General features: G+C 61.0%; 2 protein-coding genes. Both read left to right on the forward strand.

Annotation, left to right across the window (positions count from 1 at the left end; genetic code table 11):
* The coding region (locus D9N13_RS05870; protein ID WP_290587155.1) for a non-ribosomal peptide synthetase at positions 1-23,757 on the forward strand (23,757 nt) is incomplete at its 5' end.
* Positions 23,748-24,938, forward strand: a complete 1,191-nt coding sequence (locus tag D9N13_RS05875) for an aminopeptidase (protein WP_290587157.1) — start codon at positions 23,748-23,750, stop codon at positions 24,936-24,938. The genes D9N13_RS05870 and D9N13_RS05875, both read left to right, overlap by 10 nt.
* Positions 24,939-24,950: the final 12 nt, after the last annotated feature.

Raw genomic sequence — 24,950 nt, forward strand, 5'->3', positions numbered from 1 at the left:
TGGTGCGAGGCACGGTTACCGGATTACATGGTGCCGTCGGCGTTTGTGTTGCTGGAGGGTTTGCCGTTAACGGAGAACGGCAAAGTGGATCGTCGGGCCTTGCACAGCCGGCTGGAATCGGAAGCGGGGCTACTGGAATCGGGCTATGTGGCGCCGGAGAGCCGGGAAGCGGTGGTGCTGTGTCAGCGGGTGTCGGAGCTGTTGGGGGTTGAGCGGGTCGACCTGGGGGACCACTTTTTCCCGTTGGGCGGGCACTCGCTGACGGCGACGCGGTTGATCGCGCAATTGCAGTCGGAGTTGGGCCGGGGGTTATCGATCCGGGATGTGTTTGAGTCTCCGCGATTGGGGGATCTGGCGCAGCGGTTGCGTCAGGCGCCACAGAGTGATCTGCCGCCCCTGACCGGCTGTGAGCGCCCGACGCCGTTGCCGGCCTCGTTTGCCCAGTCGCGGCTGTGGTTGCTGGAGCAGATAGACGGGGTGTCGTCGCGGTATACGATGGCGCTGGCCCTGCGGCTGAGGGGGGAGCTGGAGCGGACGGCCCTGAATGCGGCGCTGTCGGATGTGGTGGCCCGGCATGAAGCGCTGCGGACCTTGTTGAAGACCGGCGCAGAAGGCACGCCGGAGCAGTGTATCCTGTCGGCGCAGGCGGCCTGCGGGGAAGGCGTGCTGGAGTGGGTGGCGGAGCCGGTGGCCGAGGCGGAACTGGAGCGGGCGTTGGCGGCCCATGCCGGGCAGCCGTTCCGGTTGGCGCAGACGATCCCGTTGCGGGCCGTGCTGTGGCCGGTGGCGGTGTCCGACCCGGTTTCACTGAACCCGGTTTCACAGGATCCTGTGTCACGGGATCATGTGTTACTGCTGCTGTTGCACCACAGTGCCGGGGATGGCTGGTCGCTGGCGCCGCTGCTGCGGGATCTGGGCCGGGCCTATGCAGCCCGGCGTCGCGGCGGCTCACCGGCGTTTGAACCGTTGCCGGTACAGTACGCGGATTACGGGTTGTGGCAAGCCCGCCTGCTGAGCGAGCAGGGTGAACACAGCCTGCTGGGCCGGCAGTTGGCGTGGTGGCGGGAACAGCTGGCGGGGCTGCCGGAAGCGATTCGCCTGCCGGTGGACCGTGAGGCACGGCCGGACACGGAGCGCACCCTGCCCGCAGGCGGGCGGGTGCAGTTTGAGCTGCCGCCGGACCTGCATGAGGGGTTATTGCGGTTGGCGCAACAGCAACGGGCGAGCCTGTTTATGGTGTTGCAGGCGGGTTTGGTGGCGCTGTTGCATCGGCTGGGGGCGGGGGATGATATTCCCATCGGTGTCCCGGTGGCCGGACGCACGGCGCCGGCGCTGGATGAACTGGTGGGCTTTTTTGTGAACACGCTGGTGTTGCGGATATCCACCGCCGGGGATCCGGATTTCACCACCCTGCTGAGCCGGACCCGGCAAGTGGCGCTGGATGCGTACGGTCATCAGGACCTGCCGTTTGAGCGCCTGGTGGAGGCGTTGGCCCCGCCGCGGGTAACCGGTCGCCAGCCGTTGTTTCAGACCATGCTGGTGCTGCACAACGAAGACCCGGTGCAAGCGGAGTTGGACGGCTTGCAGGTGTCGCTGCTGGAGCCGCCGGTGTTACCGGCCCGGTTTGACCTTGGCTTTGCCCTGACCGGAGCCGCCGGCAGGGCCGGAGCCGGCCCGTTACAGGGTGTGCTGGAGTATAACGCGGATCGTTTTAACGCGGACACGGCCCACGCCCTGTGTCAACGCTACGTGAATGTGCTGGCGGCGGCCAGCGCGGCAGCGGATACCCGACTGTCGGCGCTGCCGGTGTTACTGGCCGCAGAAGCATCCCGGTGGCAGCCGGTGGCGGAGGGGTCAGGCCCCGACCGGCTGACGGACCTGATACAACGACACGCCGGATCAACGGCCCCGGCGCTGTATTGCGCAGGCCAGGTGCTGAGTCATGCCCAACTGCACCGGGCCGCCAACGCCCTGGCCTGGCAGTTAATTGAGCGGGGCATCGGCCCGGAGGATGTGGTGTCGATCGCCCTGCCCCGGTCGCCGGCGCTGGTGATCAGCGTGCTGGCCGTGTTGAAGGCGGGCGCCGCCTTCCTGCCGCTGGAGGCCGACCACCCGCCGGCGCGGTTACAGACGATCCTGGCCGAAGTCCAACCGCTATTGCTGATCACCGAAGCCCGCTTACAAAGCCGGTTTGCGGCGTTGACCCAGACCCCGCTGTGGCTGCTGGAGCCGGAGTGGGTGCCGGCGGCGGAGGCGGAGGCCCCCGGCGATGGCGATCGCAAGAGTCCACTGCAGCCGGCGCACCCGGCGTACCTGCTGTATACCTCCGGATCCACCGGCCGGCCCAAAGGGGTGTTGATCAGTCAAGCCAGTATTGCGCACTACCTGAGGGTGCTGGGTGAGGCCTGGCTCAAACCCAGCGAAGTGGAGCGGATGGCGTTGTTTACACCGCTGGTGTTTGACCTGTCGCTGACCAGCCTGTTGCTGCCCCTGGTGGCCGGCAGCGGCCTGGAACTGTATCCGGACACGGCCGCGGAAGGGGCGTTAAGTCAGATATTCAGCGGCCAAAGCCGGGTCCGCAGCGTGAAGCTGACGCCGACCCATCTGGCGTTGCTGGATACCCTGCCGCAGGCGGTGAATCCGCAGCTGGAGCTGGTGATCGTGGGCGGGGAAGCGTTACAGGCCGCCCATGTTCGGGCACTCCAGGCGCGGGCACCGCAGGCCCGGCTACTCAACGAATACGGCCCCACGGAGACCACCATCGGCGCCGTGGCCGCCTGGGCCAGTGTCACCGATCAGGGGATCGGGTTGCCCTATGGGGGCGTCGGCGCCTGGGTGCTGGATGACCACCTGCAAGCCTGTGCGAGCGGGGTTCTGGGAGAGATTTATCTGTCGGGCGCGGGCTTGGCGCGGGGTTATTACGGCCGGCCGGGCCTGAGCGCCGAGCGCTTTATAGCGCATCCTTACGGAGCGCCGGGAGCCCGTCTCTATCGCACCGGGGATCTGGGGTATTGGCGGGGTGATGGCCAGTTGGTGTACGCCGGTCGTGGCGATGAGCAGGTGAAGATCCGCGGCCATCGAATCGAGCCCGGTGAAGTGGTGGCGGCCTTAACCACGCACCCGGCGATCGCCCAGGCGGTGGTGCTGGGGCAGACGGGCGCGGATGGCGAATCGCGGTTGCAGGCCTGGCTGGTTGCGCGGGCAGACCAGGCCCCGCCGGACACGGAGGCCTTGCGGGACTACCTCGCCCGCCAGCTGATCCCGGCGATGATCCCGGCGGATTTTAGCTGGCTGGCGCAGCTGCCTTTGACCGCGAACGGCAAGCTGGACAGAGCGCGGTTACCGGCTGCGCAGCCGGCGTCGACGGAGCCGGGCGGCGCCCAGCCGAAGACCGTTGAAGAGCAGCAGGTCTGTCGCCTGACCGCGCAGTTATTGGGGCTGGAACGGGTGTCCTTGGCGGACGACTTCTTCCGCCTGGGCGGCCACTCCCTGGCCGCCGCCCGACTGCTGGCCGCCTTGCGCCAGGCCAGTGGTAAAAGCCTGTCGATGAAGACGCTGTTTGCGGCACCGGGCCTGCAGCAGATCGCCCGGGCACTGGCGGCCGCACCCGGGGCGGCAGAGCCGGGCCCGGAGCCAAGCCCGCTGACCCCGGATCCGGCACAGGCCCACCGGCCATTCCCCCTGACCCCGGTTCAACAAGCCTATTGGCTGGGCCGACAGCGCCTGGTGGCGTTGGGCGAGCTGGCCTGTCACGCCTACAGCGAATACGCCCTCGAGGATCTGGATGCCGCGCGGTTTGTGGCCGCCTGGCGCACCGTCATCGCCCGCCATCCGGCCTTGCGCACGGTGATCACCGCGCAGGGCCTGCAACAGGTCCTGGCCCAGGTGCCGGATTGGGATATCCCGGTGCAGGACTGTCGGGGGTTGTCCGCAGACGAGGCCCGCGCGCGGGCGCAAGCCACCGCCGAGGAACTGTCCCACCAGGTGCTGGACACCACCACCTGGCCCCTGTTTGATATTCGTCTGACCCGGCTTAACCGACAAGAGTGGCGTCTTCATCTGAGCCTGGATGCCCTGATACTGGACGGTGAGAGTACCGCGCTGCTGTTGCAGGAAGTGTTCGAACGTTATCAGGGGCGTGGTCCGAAGGCGGTCCCCGCCCAGCTCAGTTTCCGCGATTATGTGCTGCACCGGGAAGCGGATCAGCCGGCACGGGAAGCAGCGCAAGCCTGGTGGCTCGCGCGCCTGGACAGCCTGCCGCCGGCACCGGCCCTGCCTCTGGCCACGGACCCGTCAAGGCTGACGGCGCCGCGCTTTATCCGCTGGCAGCGACAGTTGACGCCCGCCCAGTGGACGGCATTGAAGACGCGGGCCGGTGACGAAGGTCTGACCCCGTCAACGGTGTTGCTGAGCGCGTACAGCGAAACCCTGGGCAACTGGACCCGGCAGGACGGGTTCACCCTCAACCTGACCGTGGGGGATCGTCAGATCCTGCATCCCGAGGTGGTGGGTATGCTGGGTGTGTTCACCAGCCTGATCCCGTTGGCGGTATCGAGTGCGCGGGGCGGTGCGTTCGTGGCGCGGGCGCGGGCGCAACAGGACGAGCTGGCGAGCAACCTGGATCAGCGGGCGTTCAGTGGTGTGGACGTGCAGCGGGCGTTGGCCCGGCGGGCCGGCAACCCCGAAGCCGGCCTGTTGCCGGTGGTGTTCACCAGCTTGCTGGGAGAAGCGGGCTTTGGCGCCGGTCAGTATGGTCTGCGCTGGGTGGATGGGATCACCCAAACCCCGCAGACCTGGCTGGACAATAAAGTGTATGAAGACGAAGCGGGGGGCCTGTTCATCGATTGGGACACCCCGGCCGGGCTGTTCCCGGACGGCCTGATGGAAGACATGATGGAGGCCTATTATCAGTTGCTGATTCGACTGGCCGACCAGCCCGAGGCCTGGACCGGGCCGGCCCGTTGCCAGGTGCCGCCACAACAGCAGGCGCTGATGGCGTCGATCAACGCCAGTGGCGGCCCCGAGCCCCGGGATCGGCTGGCGGATCCGGTGTTTGCGGCGATGGCGGCTCAACCCCAGGCCCCGGCCCTGATCCAGCAAGCGCGCGTGCTCAGCTACGGCCAACTGCAGATCCAGGTGCAACATCTGGTGCAGCGGCTGCACCCGGTGCTGCGGGCGTCAGACACCCTGATCGCCATCGTGATGGAAAAAGGCCTGGAGCAGGTCATCGCCGCGTTGGGGATTTTAAGACTGGGGCGGGCGTTTTTACCGATCAGCGCCGGGCAACCGGATGCCCGTATCGCCACCATCCTGGAGCAGGCCGGGGTGGGCATTGTGCTGACCCAGCGCCATCTGACCCGGGGCCGGCCCTGGCAATCGGAGGTGATCCTGCTGGAGGTGGCCAGTGATCATGAGGCGGCGCCGGCAGCGGACGGATCCTGGTGCGCCGGCGTCCCGGTGGCGGCGGACGATCTGGCGTATGTGATTTACACCTCGGGCTCAACCGGGGTGCCGAAGGGCGTGGCCATGTCCCATGGGGCGGCCCGCAATACCCTGGCGGATCTGGTGGAGCGCTTTGCCATCCAGGCCGGGGATCGGCTGTTGTGGGTGTCGTCGTTCGAGTTTGACCTGTCCATCTTCGATCTGTTTGCGGTGTTGGGGGTCGGCGGCACAGTGGTCATTCCCCCCGCGGATGCCCGGGCGACGCCGGCGGTGTTGAGTGCCGCGGTGCAGCATCACCGGATCACGTTGTGGAATTCCGTACCGGCGATCGCCGAGTTAATGCTGGCGGCGGCGCCGTTGGCGCAGTCGCCCCTGGCCTCGTTGCGGCTGATCCTGCTGAGCGGCGACTGGATTCCGTTAAGCCTGCCGCCGGCTCTGCAGCGGGCGGCCCCCCAGGCACGGCTGATCAGTTTGGGCGGGGCCACGGAAGCGGCGATCTGGTCGATCTATTACCCGATTACCGACATCCACCCGGCGTGGACCGCCATCCCCTACGGTTTGCCGCTGCGCAACCAGGCCTGGCATGTGTTGAAGGACGACGGCGCGCAGTGCCCGCTGTACGTGCCGGGCCGGCTGCATATCGCGGGCAGCGGTCTGGCCCTGGGCTATTGGCGCAATCCGGAACAGACCGCAGCCCGGTTTATCGTGCACCCGCAGACCGGGCAACGGTTGTACGACACCGGCGACCTGGGGTATCGGGATGGCGAGGGTATTATCCACTTCCTGGGGCGGGAGGACACCCAGGTCAAGATCCGTGGCTTCCGCATCGAACTGGGGGAGATCGACAAGGTACTGGAAGCCCATCCGGCGGTAAACACCGCCACCAGCCTGGTGCTGCAATCCCACGCCCAGCATAAAATCGTCGCCGCTTTGGTGTTGGACGGTCAGGGCAGCAAGGGAGAACCAGCGCCCCATCAAAATGAAAAAGCGGTTTTCGCATTGGAGCAACATGGGCTGCCTAGCCCGTTGCCGCAATGGGAGACGGTGGCGCTGTCCCGGCAAACGGATACCGTGGCTGCACTTCAGACCAGCATCGCGCGACAAAGCTATCGCCGTTTTCTGCCGCAGCCGATAACCCAGCAGGCGTTGTCCCACTGGTTGGCGGTTCTGCAGGCGGTCCCCCTGGCGGATTCGCCACTACCCAAGCGGCGATACCCTTCAGCGGGAGGACTTTATCCGGTACGTAGTTATCTGATGCTGAAGGACGGTGCGGTAGAACAGATGAGTGGCGGAGCCTACCTTTATGACCCGGTGCGCCACAGTCTGGCAAAACTGAACGACGCGGGTTTTCAACAACAGCTGTTTGGTGAAAGCAACCAAATGGCGGCCAGCGAAGCCTCCCTGGCGTTATTTTTTGTCGGCTATCTCCCTGCGATAGAACCTATGTATGGCGCCTGGAGCAAACAGGCTTGTCTGATAGAAGCCGGTGCCATGTCACAGTTGCTGGCAGAACGGGGTCCGCAGTTGGAACTGGGCAGTTGCCTGGTGGGTGGAGCCGATGACAATGGGGTTTTCGATGGGTTGGGGTTGACTGACAAAGAAGACAATGAACTGCTGCTGGGGTTGCTGGCGGGTCCGGTTTTACCCGAGCAAATTCAACACTGGCAGAGCCCGTTGCGACAACTGCCCGAAGCCCCACAGAACTACCGAACCTGGTGCGAGGCACGGTTACCGGATTACATGGTGCCGTCGGCGTTTGTGTTGCTGGAGGGTTTGCCGTTAACGGAGAACGGCAAAGTGGATCGTCGGGCCTTGCACAGCCGGCTGGAATCGGAAGCGGGGCTACTGGAATCGGGCTATGTGGCGCCGGAGAGCCGGGAAGCGGTGGTGCTGTGTCAGCGGGTGTCGGAGCTGTTGGGGGTTGAGCGGGTCGGCCTGGGGGACCACTTTTTCCAGTTGGGCGGGCACTCGCTGACGGCGACGCGGTTGATCGCGCAATTGCAGTCGGAGTTGGGCCGGGGGTTATCGATCCGGGATGTGTTTGAGTCTCCGCGATTGGGGGATCTGGCGCAGCGGTTGCGTCAGGCGCCACAGAGTGATCTGCCGCCCCTGACCGGCTGTGAGCGCCCGACGCCGTTGCCGGCCTCGTTTGCCCAGTCGCGGCTGTGGTTGCTGGAGCAGATAGACGGGGTGTCGTCGCGGTATACGATGGCGCTGGCCCTGCGGCTGAGGGGGGAGCTGGAGCGGACGGCCCTGAATGCGGCGCTGTCGGATGTGGTGGCCCGGCATGAAGCGCTGCGGACCTTGTTGAAGACCGGCGCAGAAGGCACGCCGGAGCAGTGTATCCTGTCGGCGCAGGCGGCCTGCGGGGAAGGCGTGCTGGAGTGGGTGGCGGAGCCGGTGGCCGAGGCGGAACTGGAGCGGGCGTTGGCGGCCCATGCCGGGCAGCCGTTCCGGTTGGCGCAGACGATCCCGTTGCGGGCCGTGCTGTGGCCGGTGGCGGTGTCCGACCCGGTTTCACTGAACCCGGTTTCACAGGATCCTGTGTCACGGGATCATGTGTTACTGCTGCTGTTGCACCACAGTGCCGGGGATGGCTGGTCGCTGGCGCCGCTGCTGCGGGATCTGGGCCGGGCCTATGCAGCCCGGCGTCGCGGCGGCTCACCGGCGTTTGAACCGTTGCCGGTACAGTACGCGGATTACGGGTTGTGGCAAGCCCGCCTGCTGAGCGAGCAGGGTGAACACAGCCTGCTGGGCCGGCAGTTGGCGTGGTGGCGGGAACAGCTGGCGGGGCTGCCGGAAGCGATTCGCCTGCCGGTGGACCGTGAGGCACGGCCGGACACGGAGCGCACCCTGCCCGCAGGCGGGCGGGTGCAGTTTGAGCTGCCGCCGGACCTGCATGAGGGGTTATTGCGGTTGGCGCAACAGCAACGGGCGAGCCTGTTTATGGTGTTGCAGGCGGGTTTGGTGGCGCTGTTGCATCGGCTGGGGGCGGGGGATGATATTCCCATCGGTGTCCCGGTGGCCGGACGCACGGCGCCGGCGCTGGATGAACTGGTGGGCTTTTTTGTGAACACGCTGGTGTTGCGGATATCCACCGCCGGGGATCCGGATTTCACCACCCTGCTGAGCCGGACCCGGCAAGTGGCGCTGGATGCGTACGGTCATCAGGACCTGCCGTTTGAGCGCCTGGTGGAGGCGTTGGCCCCGCCGCGGGTAACCGGTCGCCAGCCGTTGTTTCAGACCATGCTGGTGCTGCACAACGAAGACCCGGTGCAAGCGGAGTTGGACGGCTTGCAGGTGTCGCTGCTGGAGCCGCCGGTGTTACCGGCCCGGTTTGACCTTGGCTTTGCCCTGACCGGAGCCGCCGGCAGGGCCGGAGCCGGCCCGTTACAGGGTGTGCTGGAGTATAACGCGGATCGTTTTAACGCGGACACGGCCCACGCCCTGTGTCAACGCTACGTGAATGTGCTGGCGGCGGCCAGCGCGGCAGCGGATACCCGACTGTCGGCGCTGCCGGTGTTACTGGCCGCAGAAGCATCCCGGTGGCAGCCGGTGGCGGAGGGGTCAGGCCCCGACCGGCTGACGGACCTGATACAACGACACGCCGGATCAACGGCCCCGGCGCTGTATTGCGCAGGCCAGGTGCTGAGTCATGCCCAACTGCACCGGGCCGCCAACGCCCTGGCCTGGCAGTTAATTGAGCGGGGCATCGGCCCGGAGGATGTGGTGTCGATCGCCCTGCCCCGGTCGCCGGCGCTGGTGATCAGCGTGCTGGCCGTGTTGAAGGCGGGCGCCGCCTTCCTGCCGCTGGAGGCCGACCACCCGCCGGCGCGGTTACAGACGATCCTGGCCGAAGTCCAACCGCTATTGCTGATCACCGAAGCCCGCTTACAAAGCCGGTTTGCGGCGTTGACCCAGACCCCGCTGTGGCTGCTGGAGCCGGAGTGGGTGCCGGCGGCGGAGGCGGAGGCCCCCGGCGATGGCGATCGCAAGAGTCCACTGCAGCCGGCGCACCCGGCGTACCTGCTGTATACCTCCGGATCCACCGGCCGGCCCAAAGGGGTGTTGATCAGTCAAGCCAGTATTGCGCACTACCTGAGGGTGCTGGGTGAGGCCTGGCTCAAACCCAGCGAAGTGGAGCGGATGGCGTTGTTTACACCGCTGGTGTTTGACCTGTCGCTGACCAGCCTGTTGCTGCCCCTGGTGGCCGGCAGCGGCCTGGAACTGTATCCGGACACGGCCGCGGAAGGGGCGTTAAGTCAGATATTCAGCGGCCAAAGCCGGGTCCGCAGCGTGAAGCTGACGCCGACCCATCTGGCGTTGCTGGATACCCTGCCGCAGGCGGTGAATCCGCAGCTGGAGCTGGTGATCGTGGGCGGGGAAGCGTTACAGGCCGCCCATGTTCGGGCACTCCAGGCGCGGGCACCGCAGGCCCGGCTACTCAACGAATACGGCCCCACGGAGACCACCATCGGCGCCGTGGCCGCCTGGGCCAGTGTCACCGATCAGGGGATCGGGTTGCCCTATGGGGGCGTCGGCGCCTGGGTGCTGGATGACCACCTGCAAGCCTGTGCGAGCGGGGTTCTGGGAGAGATTTATCTGTCGGGCGCGGGCTTGGCGCGGGGTTATTACGGCCGGCCGGGCCTGAGCGCCGAGCGCTTTATAGCGCATCCTTACGGAGCGCCGGGAGCCCGTCTCTATCGCACCGGGGATCTGGGGTATTGGCGGGGTGATGGCCAGTTGGTGTACGCCGGTCGTGGCGATGAGCAGGTGAAGATCCGCGGCCATCGAATCGAGCCCGGTGAAGTGGTGGCGGCCTTAACCACGCACCCGGCGATCGCCCAGGCGGTGGTGCTGGGGCAGACGGGCGCGGATGGCGAATCGCGGTTGCAGGCCTGGCTGGTTGCGCGGGCAGACCAGGCCCCGCCGGACACGGAGGCCTTGCGGGACTACCTCGCCCGCCAGCTGATCCCGGCGATGATCCCGGCGGATTTTAGCTGGCTGGCGCAGCTGCCTTTGACCGCGAACGGCAAGCTGGACAGAGCGCGGTTACCGGCTGCGCAGCCGGCGTCGACGGAGCCGGGCGGCGCCCAGCCGAAGACCGTTGAAGAGCAGCAGGTCTGTCGCCTGACCGCGCAGTTATTGGGGCTGGAACGGGTGTCCTTGGCGGACGACTTCTTCCGCCTGGGCGGCCACTCCCTGGCCGCCGCCCGACTGCTGGCCGCCTTGCGCCAGGCCAGTGGTAAAAGCCTGTCGATGAAGACGCTGTTTGCGGCACCGGGCCTGCAGCAGATCGCCCGGGCACTGGCGGCCGCACCCGGGGCGGCAGAGCCGGGCCCGGAGCCAAGCCCGCTGACCCCGGATCCGGCACAGGCCCACCGGCCATTCCCCCTGACCCCGGTTCAACAAGCCTATTGGCTGGGCCGACAGCGCCTGGTGGCGTTGGGCGAGCTGGCCTGTCACGCCTACAGCGAATACGCCCTCGAGGATCTGGATGCCGCGCGGTTTGTGGCCGCCTGGCGCACCGTCATCGCCCGCCATCCGGCCTTGCGCACGGTGATCACCGCGCAGGGCCTGCAACAGGTCCTGGCCCAGGTGCCGGATTGGGATATCCCGGTGCAGGACTGTCGGGGGTTGTCCGCAGACGAGGCCCGCGCGCGGGCGCAAGCCACCGCCGAGGAACTGTCCCACCAGGTGCTGGACACCACCACCTGGCCCCTGTTTGATATTCGTCTGACCCGGCTTAACCGACAAGAGTGGCGTCTTCATCTGAGCCTGGATGCCCTGATACTGGACGGTGAGAGTACCGCGCTGCTGTTGCAGGAAGTGTTCGAACGTTATCAGGGGCGTGGTCCGAAGGCGGTCCCCGCCCAGCTCAGTTTCCGCGATTATGTGCTGCACCGGGAAGCGGATCAGCCGGCACGGGAAGCAGCGCAAGCCTGGTGGCTCGCGCGCCTGGACAGCCTGCCGCCGGCACCGGCCCTGCCTCTGGCCACGGACCCGTCAAGGCTGACGGCGCCGCGCTTTATCCGCTGGCAGCGACAGTTGACGCCCGCCCAGTGGACGGCATTGAAGACGCGGGCCGGTGACGAAGGTCTGACCCCGTCAACGGTGTTGCTGAGCGCGTACAGCGAAACCCTGGGCAACTGGACCCGGCAGGACGGGTTCACCCTCAACCTGACCGTGGGGGATCGTCAGATCCTGCATCCCGAGGTGGTGGGTATGCTGGGTGTGTTCACCAGCCTGATCCCGTTGGCGGTATCGAGTGCGCGGGGCGGTGCGTTCGTGGCGCGGGCGCGGGCGCAACAGGACGAGCTGGCGAGCAACCTGGATCAGCGGGCGTTCAGTGGTGTGGACGTGCAGCGGGCGTTGGCCCGGCGGGCCGGCAACCCCGAAGCCGGCCTGTTGCCGGTGGTGTTCACCAGCTTGCTGGGAGAAGCGGGCTTTGGCGCCGGTCAGTATGGTCTGCGCTGGGTGGATGGGATCACCCAAACCCCGCAGACCTGGCTGGACAATAAAGTGTATGAAGACGAAGCGGGGGGCCTGTTCATCGATTGGGACACCCCGGCCGGGCTGTTCCCGGACGGCCTGATGGAAGACATGATGGAGGCCTATTATCAGTTGCTGATTCGACTGGCCGACCAGCCCGAGGCCTGGACCGGGCCGGCCCGTTGCCAGGTGCCGCCACAACAGCAGGCGCTGATGGCGTCGATCAACGCCAGTGGCGGCCCCGAGCCCCGGGATCGGCTGGCGGATCCGGTGTTTGCGGCGATGGCGGCTCAACCCCAGGCCCCGGCCCTGATCCAGCAAGCGCGCGTGCTCAGCTACGGCCAACTGCAGATCCAGGTGCAACATCTGGTGCAGCGGCTGCACCCGGTGCTGCGGGCGTCAGACACCCTGATCGCCATCGTGATGGAAAAAGGCCTGGAGCAGGTCATCGCCGCGTTGGGGATTTTAAGACTGGGGCGGGCGTTTTTACCGATCAGCGCCGGGCAACCGGATGCCCGTATCGCCACCATCCTGGAGCAGGCCGGGGTGGGCATTGTGCTGACCCAGCGCCATCTGACCCGGGGCCGGCCCTGGCAATCGGAGGTGATCCTGCTGGAGGTGGCCAGTGATCATGAGGCGGCGCCGGCAGCGGACGGATCCTGGTGCGCCGGCGTCCCGGTGGCGGCGGACGATCTGGCGTATGTGATTTACACCTCGGGCTCAACCGGGGTGCCGAAGGGCGTGGCCATGTCCCATGGGGCGGCCCGCAATACCCTGGCGGATCTGGTGGAGCGCTTTGCCATCCAGGCCGGGGATCGGCTGTTGTGGGTGTCGTCGTTCGAGTTTGACCTGTCCATCTTCGATCTGTTTGCGGTGTTGGGGGTCGGCGGCACAGTGGTCATTCCCCCCGCGGATGCCCGGGCGACGCCGGCGGTGTTGAGTGCCGCGGTGCAGCATCACCGGATCACGTTGTGGAATTCCGTACCGGCGATCGCCGAGTTAATGCTGGCGGCGGCGCCGTTGGCGCAGTCGCCCCTGGCCTCGTTGCGGCTGATCCTGCTGAGCGGCGACTGGATTCCGTTAAGCCTGCCGCCGGCTCTGCAGCGGGCGGCCCCCCAGGCACGGCTGATCAGTTTGGGCGGGGCCACGGAAGCGGCGATCTGGTCGATCTATTACCCGATTACCGACATCCACCCGGCGTGGACCGCCATCCCCTACGGTTTGCCGCTGCGCAACCAGGCCTGGCATGTGTTGAAGGACGACGGCGCGCAGTGCCCGCTGTACGTGCCGGGCCGGCTGCATATCGCGGGCAGCGGTCTGGCCCTGGGCTATTGGCGCAATCCGGAACAGACCGCAGCCCGGTTTATCGTGCACCCGCAGACCGGGCAACGGTTGTACGACACCGGCGACCTGGGGTATCGGGATGGCGAGGGTATTATCCACTTCCTGGGGCGGGAGGACACCCAGGTCAAGATCCGTGGCTTCCGCATCGAACTGGGGGAGATCGACAAGGTACTGGAAGCCCATCCGGCGGTAAACACCGCCACCAGCCTGGTGCTGCAATCCCACGCCCAGCATAAAATCGTCGCCGCTTTGGTGTTGCAGAACCCATCAGAATTCAACACCGAATCGTTACGACAGTGGTGCCAACAGCGCTTACCCAGTTATATGGAGCCTGCAGGCTATATTCAGCTGCAGCGCATGCCGTTGACCGTTAATGGCAAACTGGATCGGAAGGCGTTATCCCGCTTGTTTGAATCCGAAGCGGCCAGCATGGAGATCAATAGCAGGCCAGCCTCCACACCTCATGAGGTGGTGCTCTGTGCCCTGGTGGCTCATGAGTTGAAAGTGGAGAAGGTGTTACCGGAAAGCAACTTTTTTCATTTGGGCGGCGACAGCATCGCCGTGGTGCGCCTGGTTAACAATTTGAATGCTGTCGGTTGGTCGCTGACACCGGCTGATGTGTTTGCAACACCGGTGTTGGTGGGTCTGGCAAAAGCGCAGGCGACCCGCGCGGAAAACAGGCTTGCTGAGGACGCACTGGCGACGGCCATTCCAACACCAGACCAAGTGGATCTGGGAAGCCACTGGCCACTGACGCCGTTACAGCAGGGGCTTTGGTTTCTGGCTCATTGTGAACCGCAGGGTGATGATCCCTACAACGTACAGATTGTGGTGGAATTGGAAGGCGAGCTGGATCAAGACCGACTGCACAGAGCATTGCAAGGGGTTGTGGATCGGCATCCCAGCCTGCGGGTTGCGTTTGCCAGTGATGACCTGGGGCATGGTATTCAAGTGGTGGCGGAGCACATCCGATTGCCGTTTGAAACCATTGATCTCAGCACCCGGGAGCCCGGTCAGCAAGGGTTGTTCGCGGCGCAAATAGAGGCAGAGGACCGCGCCTGCCGTTTTCAATTGCAGCAGGCACCGCTGATGCGGGTGAAATGTCTGCGCTTTTCAGTCACTGAACACCGGTTGATTTTAAGTCAGCATCACTTGCTCGGTGACGGCTGGTCCAGTGCCATTTTTTTCCGCGAATTGTATGAACTCTATCGCTGCGACGGATCCGCTTCGTCTTTGGGCAAGGCCACCAGCCTGGCAGATTTTCTGGCCTGGCGTTCAACACACAACACGGAAGCCAGTGAGGAATATTGGCGCGATAAATTCGTAAATTTTCACAACCAAAGCCTGATAGCCCCCAATGTGCCCCGTGACAGCATTCCCGAAGTTGCCCATTGCGAGCTGTTGCTCAGCCCGCAGCAAAGCCTGCAGGTGACACAGCTGGCGCGAGCACAGAGTGTGACCGAAGCCAGCATCATGGAAGCACTTTGGGCTTTGTTCGTTGCCATTGTTTCGGGCGCAGAGGATGTCTGTTTTGGCAGCGTGGGCTCCGGACGGGAAGCGCCTGTCGCCGGCATCGAAAACATCATCGGTCTGTTGATTACCACGATTCCCGTCAGAGTAAACGTTTCCGCCAATCGAACCATGGCCGCTATTGTTCAGGAGCTGCATCAGGACCGGGGTAAACGGTTAGCACATCAATATCTGTCATTATCTGAAATACAGAAAGCGACGGGCACGAACGTGCTCTTCGATTCATTGTTCACTTTTGAAAATTATCCTTTGCAGGACGCTCCGGACACAACGGATACCGCTTCCTTACCGGTGTCCGCCATTCGTGGCAGCAACGGCAATCATTACCCTGCCAGCCTGGCAGTGATACCGGGCGAGAAAATGTTGTTGCGGCTGCATTACAGTGCCGCCTGTTTTGAGCACAATGAGGCCCGGGACTGGCTGTTAAGATTGGTTGGGCTGCTTTCCCAGGTTATTAACAACGTTAACGTTCAGGTTCGTGATCTGGACCTGTTGCTGCCAACCGACATTGGCAGCAGAAGCTATTCGAAACCATCGGGTGCGCCGAATTCATCGATTGCAGCGCAATCATCGACAGCTCAATTTGTTTCGTTGCCGGAACAGATTCGAAAGGTTGCGCAGGGCCAGCTCCAGCACCCCGCAGTGAGCTGCGTCAGTGTCACTTTAACTTATGCCGAACTGTATAACAGAAGTTGCAGGATTGCAGACCTGATTCAACTCGCCGGTGTTGGAATCGAAGACCGGGTGGCGCTGATCATGCCTCGCACTGTCAATGCGATTGCAGCGATGCTGGGGGTTTGGCAGTCAAATGCCGCCTTCGTACCCATTGATCCAGCTACCCAAGCGGAAAGGTTACGCAGCTTATTGCAGGAAAGTGGTGTCAGGCTCATTCTGACCTGTACTGAAACCCGGACACAACTACCCGATCTGGGCATTTCAATGGTCTGTGTTGATCAAATAGTGTGGCAAAAAACCGGAGCCCTGAAAACCGGAGCCCTGAAAACCGGAGCCCTGAAAACAGGGGACCTGGAACCTTCCGCGCTGCTTCATAATCAGCCGGCACTTCATTCGACAATTCAATCGAAACAGTTGGCCTATATTATTTACACCTCCGGCAGCACAGGCCAGCCCAAAGGCGTGGCGGTGACCCATCAGGGCCTGCCCCAATTGGCACGGGCGCAGGCCGAAAGGATGGCCATTGAACCCGGTTCGCGGGTGTTACAGCTTGCGAGTTTTTCGTTTGATGCAGCGATTTCAGAAATTGCCATGGCATTGATTGCGGGTGCCCACCTGGTTATTGCAGAAGATCAGCAGCGGGTTGGGCCGGCGCTCACGGATTTATTGATGCTGCGCCAGATCACCCACGCGACATTGACACCCACGGTGTTGTTGGCAACCCGTCCGCCCGCTGGCTCCGCTTTGCGGCGGATCATTTCCGCGGGGGAAGCCGTTACCCAGGCGGCGCTGGCTCCATGGGGCGAAAAATGTGAAATCATAAACGCCTATGGTCCAACTGAAGCCAGTGTCTGCGCCACCATGAGTGTGCCCTGGAGCAGCGCTGATTGTCTGCCGTCGATAGGGGAAAGCATTGGCGTGACCGACGTGCTGATCCTCGACAGCCATCTGCGCCAGTGTCCTGTGGGAGTGATGGGCGAGATCTATCTAACCGGGCCGGGTCTGGCTCGAAACTATATCAACCAGCCGGGGTTAACGGCGTCCCGGTTCCTGGCCAATCCCTTTGCCGGCGCCGGAGAGCGCATGTACCGAACCGGTGATCTCGGCGCCTGGCAGCGCGACGGAACGGTTCAATACCTGGGCCGCAACGACCAGCAGCTGAAAATTCGTGGACACCGGGTGGAGCCTTCCGAGGTGTGCGCAGTGCTGACGGGTTTGGACCCGATCCGGGAAGCGGTGGTGAGTCTTGGCAAAACGCCGAAGCGGGATCCCATGCTGGTGGCCTATTTGATGGTTGATTCCAACCAGGCTGAAATTGTGGCATTGGAAAACGAACAGGTTCGTCTTTGGAGTCAAATTGAAGCGGGATTCGGTAACCGCAATCCATTGAGTGAAGATCCTGCATTTGAAACCCGGGGCTGGAACAGCAGCTACACCGGAGAGCCGCTGTCGGTATCTGAAATTACCGAATACGTGGATGAAACCGTTGCCAGGATTCAACAACTTTCACCGGGCAGGTTATTGGATATCGGTTGCGGAACCGGTCTCATCGGTTTCCGGTTGCTGGGTTTCCTGGCACAGTATACCGGCACTGATTTGGCGCTGGAAAATGTGCAGCGATTGCAGAATCTGCAGCTTGATCCGGATATGCAGCAACGTTTTCCCGGTTTGGCCGACGCGGACTTTATCCACTTGGCGGCGGATCAGATTGCTGAGGGGCTCGATCAACGCTTCGATACCATCGTCCTGACCTCGGTAGTGCAATATTTTCCCAGCGTACATTATTTGACTCGGGTGTTGTGTCAACTGGCGGACACCCAACTGGAAACCGGCGGTTACCTGTTTATTGGCGATGTGAAAAGCCTGCCACTGCTCGAAGCGTTTGAAACCTCTTTGGCTGAGTTTGTTGGGTTTGATCGTGCCACCTCGGTGGCCTATGCCAGAGAAAATGAACTGGCGCTGGATCCAGCCTATTTCTACAGGCTGGTTGCCACCCACAACGTGTTCAGTCGGGTGGAGGTGATTCCCAAACGGGCTCGCAGCGGCAATGAAATGGCGCGTTATCGCTACGATGTGATACTGCAGGTTGGCGCCGGTCACACAGTGAGTGATGAGCACTTCGAAAACCAGCACTTCGAAAATCAGCATTTCGCAAACCAGCATTTCGCAAATCAAGGCCACCCGCAGGATCTGCACCAATTAAAACAATTGCTGCACCCGAAATGCGACACAGTTGTCTGGAGGCGGGTAACCAATAAACGCATCCTTAACCAGGGCATTGATCCCAATGATATCTGGGAAACGGCTGAGCAAATGGGATTTCAGGCCGATATCGCGTTTCGGCCCTTTTCCGCCCAGGGCGAGTTCGATGTCATTCTACGTCGACAGCGGGCTCAGCTGGCGCCCATTCGTTGGGTCAGCCTGGAACGGTTCAGTCTGCTGAGAGACGATTCCGATGCCAACAGCCCTCTGAGCACCCGATTGCAGGCGCAACTGAGCGCACAAGCCCGGCTGGCCTGTGAACAAAAACTGCCAGGCTACATGGTGCCCTCGGTGTTTATGGTGATTGATCGAATCCCCATGACCCGGCATGGAAAAATAGACTATCAAAGGCTGCCCGGCCCGGTGTTGACCAAATCCGGCAGTCATCCCGTGCCCGCTGGCAGTGAAACCGAATCGCGTCTGTGTCGGGTGGTTGAACAGGTGCTGGGGGTCACCGCTGTCGGTGGTGAAGACAATTTTTTCCACCTGGGTGGAGACAGTATCAGTTCGATCCGGTTGATCAGTCTGGCACGGTCAGAAGGGATTGAACTGAGTGCGAAGGATGTGTTCCTGGCGCCGGTTATAAAGGATCTTGCAAGATTGTCAGCGGCTCGCAACAGCCATTCAATGGCCTCAGACAACCCGGTGGGGGAATTTCCCAGTACACCCATAATGCGTTGGTTGTCTGATATTGGGGGGCTGGACAGGCAATTCAGCCAGTCCGTTATGCTCAGCTTGCCGGCAGGTTGTACCGAATCCAGCCTTATCTCGGCAGTGCAGCTTTTGATTGATCAGCATGCCATGCTAAGGGCAGTATGGACGCAGCCTGATGTGATCGAAACTTTATCCGCCGGGTCGATCGAGGCAAGGCAATTGTTTAGTAAACAGTTGTTTAGTAAACAGAATAAAAACGAAATTGATATTGCCGAACTGGAACGGGCATTAACGACAGAGTTGAATCCGGGTCAGGGCCAACTGTTGAGAGCCTGTTGGCTGCCGGAACACTTGCCAGAAGAGCACTTGCAAGAAGAACACTTGCCAGAAGGAGACAGCCACCCGGGCAGCTTATTGCTGGTGGCCCATCATATTGCTGTGGACGCTGTTTCCTGGCAGATACTGATCAGTGATTTCATGACCCTGCTTCAGGATATTTGCAATGGTAATCCCCCATTGCCCGTAAAACAAACCACAAGCTTTCGTTCCTGGTCACAACATTTACATTCCCTGTCTGAGCGGTTTCAATCACAACAATCGCTCTGGCGCTGGCACGCTGCAGAGGCGGTACCCCATTATTTCGGTGAGCCTGCCACCCATGAACCCTGGTTGCAGGCAACGGCCCAGGACCACCCATCCAGTATTCAGGGAAAGGTGGTGGAATCACTGCATACGGAAACTCTAAAGGCACTGGGTCTGCAAATTGACGAATTGTTGTTAACTGCACTCTCGCTTGCGTTGCTGATGCAAAGCCGGTCCCAGCGCAGTCGAAGACAGCACGCAATACGAATGGCTGTCGAACGGCACGGCAGGCCGATGGAATTAACCGATGTGGATTTAACCCGTACAGTGGGCTGGTTCACCGCCATACACCCGCTGCGGTTGGACACCGCCGGTGTCGATCCCCTTTTGATATTGAAGCAACCCGATTTGTTGTATCAATACGTGCGTCGGGTGGCGTGGGAGTGGCGACGTATTCCGGATGGCGGTATTGGGTACGGGGTGTTGCGCTACCTGGATAGCACCTTGAACCAGGAATTTGGCCAACACCCAAAGGTTGAGGTTGGATTTAATTATCTTGGCCGTTGGCAAAACACGGCGGAAATGAAACAAGCCCTATCCGGGGTGGCTGACCCATCATTGCAATTACCCCATACGCTGTCAGTCAACGCAATATCCCAAGGCAGTCAGGAAAACGCGCGTTTGGATATTAACTGGCGGTTCGCACCCGGTGTTGTCTCTGCCAGCCAGATCGCCAGCATTGCGGATGATTTCCACCAGGCCATAACCCGGTTAGTGGACTTGGGTTATTCAAGCACATCCGCGATAACCCTGCCCGAATGTAAAACGCAGCATAATATCACCGCAGATGAATTGGCACGGTTTGAAGCCGTAGGCGAAACGTTTGAAGCCATCTGGCCGTTGACCGCCTTGCAACAGGGTATTCTCGCCCATTGCGGACGTCATGATCATTACCGAATTCAACTGGTGGTGGAACTGGCGCAAACGGCTACAGCGGAACGGGTCAGGCAGGCTTTCGATTGGGTTCTCAAGCGGCACCCTGGATTGCGCGTCAGTATTGCCCGAAACGCTGAAGGTTACCCCTTCCAATTAGTCAGGCGAAACAATGCCGATGCCTGGCAAGCACGGGATTTAACTTCCCATCCAGACCATTTTCAACCAAGCGAGCTGCAACGTACTATTAGCGAAGACCGCTTGCATCCCATCGCCGTGGAAGGTTCATCGTTAATTCGCGCGACCTACGTTAAGACTGCCCGCCAGACTGTTTTGATCATCAGCTTTCATCATCTAATCGCGGATGGCTGGTCTGGCGAAGTGATTCTACAGGACCTGGCTGCAGGGTTGCGGGATGCGCCTTTCAAACACAGGCCCCCAAGTATCCCCCTGCAAGCCTATTTTGACTGGATAAACGCACAACCGGTGGCCGCAGGCATAGGGTTTTGGCAACAGCATTTGGCGCAATACGAGCCCCCGAACCCGGTGCAATCCAGTGGAGAGTCGAAGCTTTACCGATGCCAACTGGATGCAGGGGTTTTGCAGAGATTGTCCGCTCTTTCACGGGCCCATTCGTTTACCCTGGCAACTCTGTTTGCCGGTGCCTGGTCTATGGTGCTCGGTCATCATCGCGGACTGGATCGAATGTGTATTGGGTACGTCAGCTCCGGCCGTCAGGCTCCTTTGGAGGGAATCGAAAAAATGGTGGGCATGCTGGTGCAGACAGTACCTGTATGTGTTGACCTGGCGCCTGCAAGCGTGCTGGATCAAATTCAGAAACTGCAGCAGTTTTTTGCCCAAATGCAGCCCCATTTATATACCCCCCTGTCGGAGATTCAGCGTGCCCATGGCCGGGGTCAACTGTTTGATACTTTGTTTACCTATGAAAATTTTCCTTCCAGAGCGGATGTACAGGAAACCCTTCGTGTTGTGGATGGCTACAGTGATACGCATTATCCGCTATCCCTGATCGTTGTACCCCATGAAACCCTTGAACTCAGAGTGCAATACAAGGCCAACAGTTTCCTCCAACAGGAAATCGCCGATTTGGTTGACCGCTTGATACGGATGCTGACGCAACTGGTGGACAAACCGGCGTTGCCATTAAGCGATGTGGAATTTGCCAAACCCAGTGAGCGTCAACAACTGCTCTATCAAATGAATGAAACGGCAGCCAGTTATCCAGACCTCACGCTTTCCGCTTTGTTTGATAGGCAAGCACTCCAATTCCCCGATGCAACGGCGGTGATTTATCAGGATACCCGCTTGAGCTACGCAGAACTGCGGGAACTGAGTGATCGCGTGGCCTACCTGCTGCAATGCAAAAAGGTAGGGCCTAATGATGTGGTGGCGCTCTCCCTGCCTCGCTCACCGCTGATGATCGCTGCGATTATTGGTATCTTGAAGCGGGGCGCCAGTTATCTGCCGATCGATCCCCGATTGCCGGAATACCGATCGGAGCTGATCATACGGGATGCCAGACCCCGACTGGTGGTGACCGTAGCGGACCTTCAGCCACGGTTTGGCCGTGACCTTATGACGCTAGACCTTGTGACGCTAGACCTGCTGACCCTTGATCTGATGACCCTGGACACTGAGTTGTCCTCGATGCAGCCCGGGTACGACTTAAACCCGCCTGCATACAGTTCCGATTGCATCGCTCATATTATTTATACCTCCGGCAGCACTGGCAAACCCAAAGGCGTAATGGCTACCCACCGCAATGTGGTCAGGTTGGTCACCACAGAGTTGGGGCATCGGGATTTGAGTTCGCCCGGCATATGGACGATGCTCCATTCGTTCGCCTTTGATTTTTCTGTATTTGAAATCTGGGGCGCTTTGGCAACCGGCAGCAGTCTGGTGATTGTATCGGAAGAGGACACCCGTTCCCCAGCTCGCCTGCTCGATCTGGTGATAACCCATCAGGTTTCGGTATTGAATATCACGCCCGGTTCCTATGCCAATCTAATGCAGGCAGCGCAGGATTCCGCAAACCTGAATCGACTGTCAATTCGCCATGCGCTGGTGGGCGGTGAAGCCTGGTCCCCAACCGCTATGGCTGCACACCCGCCGGCCGCCCATGTGTATAACGTCTATGGACCGACAGAATGCGCGATTTTCAGCACCTTGAGCGACCCGTTGACGTTGTCAGAAAATGAACCCCCTCTGGGAAAATTTTTACCCAACGTGCAAGGCTTTGTTCTGGATGACGCCCTTAGGCCCTGCCCTGTTGGGGTGGAAGGGGAGTTGTATTTAACAGGCGACGGCTTGACAACGGGTTACCTCAATCAGCCTGGACTGACTTCCAGCCTGTTTATCGCGAATCCGTTCGGAAACGCAGGTCAGCGCATGTACCGTACCGGCGACCGTGTCGTCTGGCGTTATGACGGCCAGTTGTATTTTAAAGGCCGGGACGACAACCAGTGCAAAATCCGGGGCTTTAGAATAGAACTGAGTGAAATAGAAAAGTCACTACTGACATTGGAGCAGGTGCTTCAGGTCACGGTTCAGGTTTGTACCACCGCGCTGAACACCCGCCAGATTGTGGCCTATTTAGTACCTGCGAATGTAGCACCTGCGAATGACATTGATGCTGAAGCGGATCTCGCACAACAACTGCAGCACCATCTTCGTAAGCGGCTGCCTGCTTACATGATTCCGGCTCAATTTGTATGGCTGCAACAGCTGCCTATTAATTCGAATGGCAAACTGGATAAATCCGCGCTACCGGCTATCGGCCCAATTTTAACGACAGCAGGCACTCTAGCGCCGGAATCCCCGATTGAGATCGCTGTCTGTCAGCAACTGCAATCGCTATTCAATCGGGACAACCTGAGTCTTGGGGAAAGTCTGATTGATCTGGGTCTGGATTCACTGAGCGCAGCGCGACTGGCGGCGAATCTCAATGTCGCCCTGGGACGGGACATTGAAATAATCGATATCCTGGCTGCGGAGACCGTCGCCGAAGTCGTTGCCAATATTGCACAGGGCAGTGGCGCAACGGATCCCTACGCTGAGATCATTCCACTGCGGGATAAGGGGGATGGCGTTCCGGTATTTTGCCTCTATCCGGGAATGGGCTTAAGCTGGGCATACACCCATCTGTTGCCTTTGTTCGGTCAGGATCAGCCGGTGTATCTGATCCAGGCACCCAATCTGAAATCGGCAGGCTGGTCGGAGCAACCCGGATTCGAGGCAATACTGGAGCGGGCCATGGCGGCTGTTATTCATTGCCGTCCCAGTGGACCCTATTCCCTGGTGGGGTGGTCGTTCGGTGGTATGCTGGCGCACTGCCTGGCCGGTCGTTTGCAACGTCTGGGTCAGCGCATCGATAGATTGATTTTGATTGACAGCTACCCCATGCCCGTCAGTGCCCGACCGGACTATGCCGATGAGCAGAGTTTATGGCGGGATGTTGCCCTGGGTGCGGGGCTTGACGTGTCCACACACCCCGCAACACTGAACGCCCAGGCGCTCCACAGGATTGCCACTGAAGAACACAATTTCCTGGCACGTCTGCCGTTGGAAGTATTGGAAAAGCTCGGGCTTAATCTGGCCCATCACAGCTATGTTCTACCCGATGCGGAGCTGCAAAAGTTTAGCGGCGATATGGTATTTTTCCGCGCTGCCCGGGAGACTCAGGGAATGGATCGCTCCGCTGTATCGGCGGATGTCTGGAGCCCGTATATTTCCGGCACACTGATGATTTTTGACATTGATGCTGAGCACCAATCCATGCTTAACCCCAATGCCGTGGCGCAGATGAGATCCCTATGGCATTAAGTGGTTCCGACGCTGACCCAAGATTGCAGGCGCTCGCCCACCTGGCGGTTACCGTCGGTGTGAATATTCAACCACAGCAACCGCTGATCATCAGCGCACCCTGGGAAGCCCGGCAGTGGGTGCAGGAAGCCTGCCGTGCGGCCTACCAGGCAGGTAGCGGATGGGTGCAAACGGTGTATGAGGATCCGGAGTTGTTGCGGGTGGCCTTGATGACAATGGATTCGGTCCCACAATCGGCCCTGCCAAGCCCGGAGCATGCGCTATTGTCGCGCTCACCGGACGCAGCCCATCTGCGGATCCTGGGCCCGAGACCGACGTTACTGGAAGGGATTTCTGCACAACGTCTTGTGGATTTTCATGGGCTGTTGAAGGCAGGAAACACATCCACATTCCACACAGTGCGTTGCTGCAGTGTACCCTTTGTCACAGAAGACTGGGCCCGGTTTGTCCGACCCGGGCTCGATACGGCTGCCGCAATGGACGCGTTGTGGAATGATGTATTTGAGCTGTGCGCTGTGGTCGGTGCAGAAGCGGATAGCCGGGCGCTGCAGGCTCGCTTGGAGCGCAATGAACAGATCACCCAATGGCTGAACACCCAGCAATTTGACTGGATTCAATTCCAAAATAACGGCAGTGAACTGACAGTAGGCTTATTAAAAAATACGGCCTGGCAGGGCGCTCGAATCAGGGCGCAATCCGTCGTGCCCTTTTTGTCAGCTATACCCTTGGAGCCGGTTCATTGTCTGCTGGACCCATTGCAGGTAGAAGGAACGCTGTCAGTGCCACAATCATTAAAGATTGCCGGTCACAGCGTAGAAGGTCTGGCTCTTAAGTTTCAAAAAGGCAGGTTATCCGCAATTACCGCCACCCAAGGCCGCAGTTTCATGGAACAGCTTGTTCAGACTGATTCCGGGGCCGAGCGTTTGGGTCAGGTTCGATTAACCGAAGCGTCACAGGGTAGCATAGAGCCATCAATGAACTACTTTGCGCCTATACTCGATAACGTTTTACGATCGGGTCTCACATTGGGTAGTGCAGACAAAAACAGATTAGTACCCGGAGCGAATCAGAGCGACCTGAGTATTGATCTACCCGTGGGAGACTCAGATACCAGAATTTACGGAGGCTATCGAGATGGGAAACGCAGTCTGATTTATGACAGAGGACGTTTCTGCTTTTAGGGTTAATGGGCT

It is taken from the genome of Ketobacter sp. GenoA1, assembly GCF_003671475.1.
Lineage (GTDB): Bacteria > Pseudomonadota > Gammaproteobacteria > Pseudomonadales > Ketobacteraceae > Ketobacter.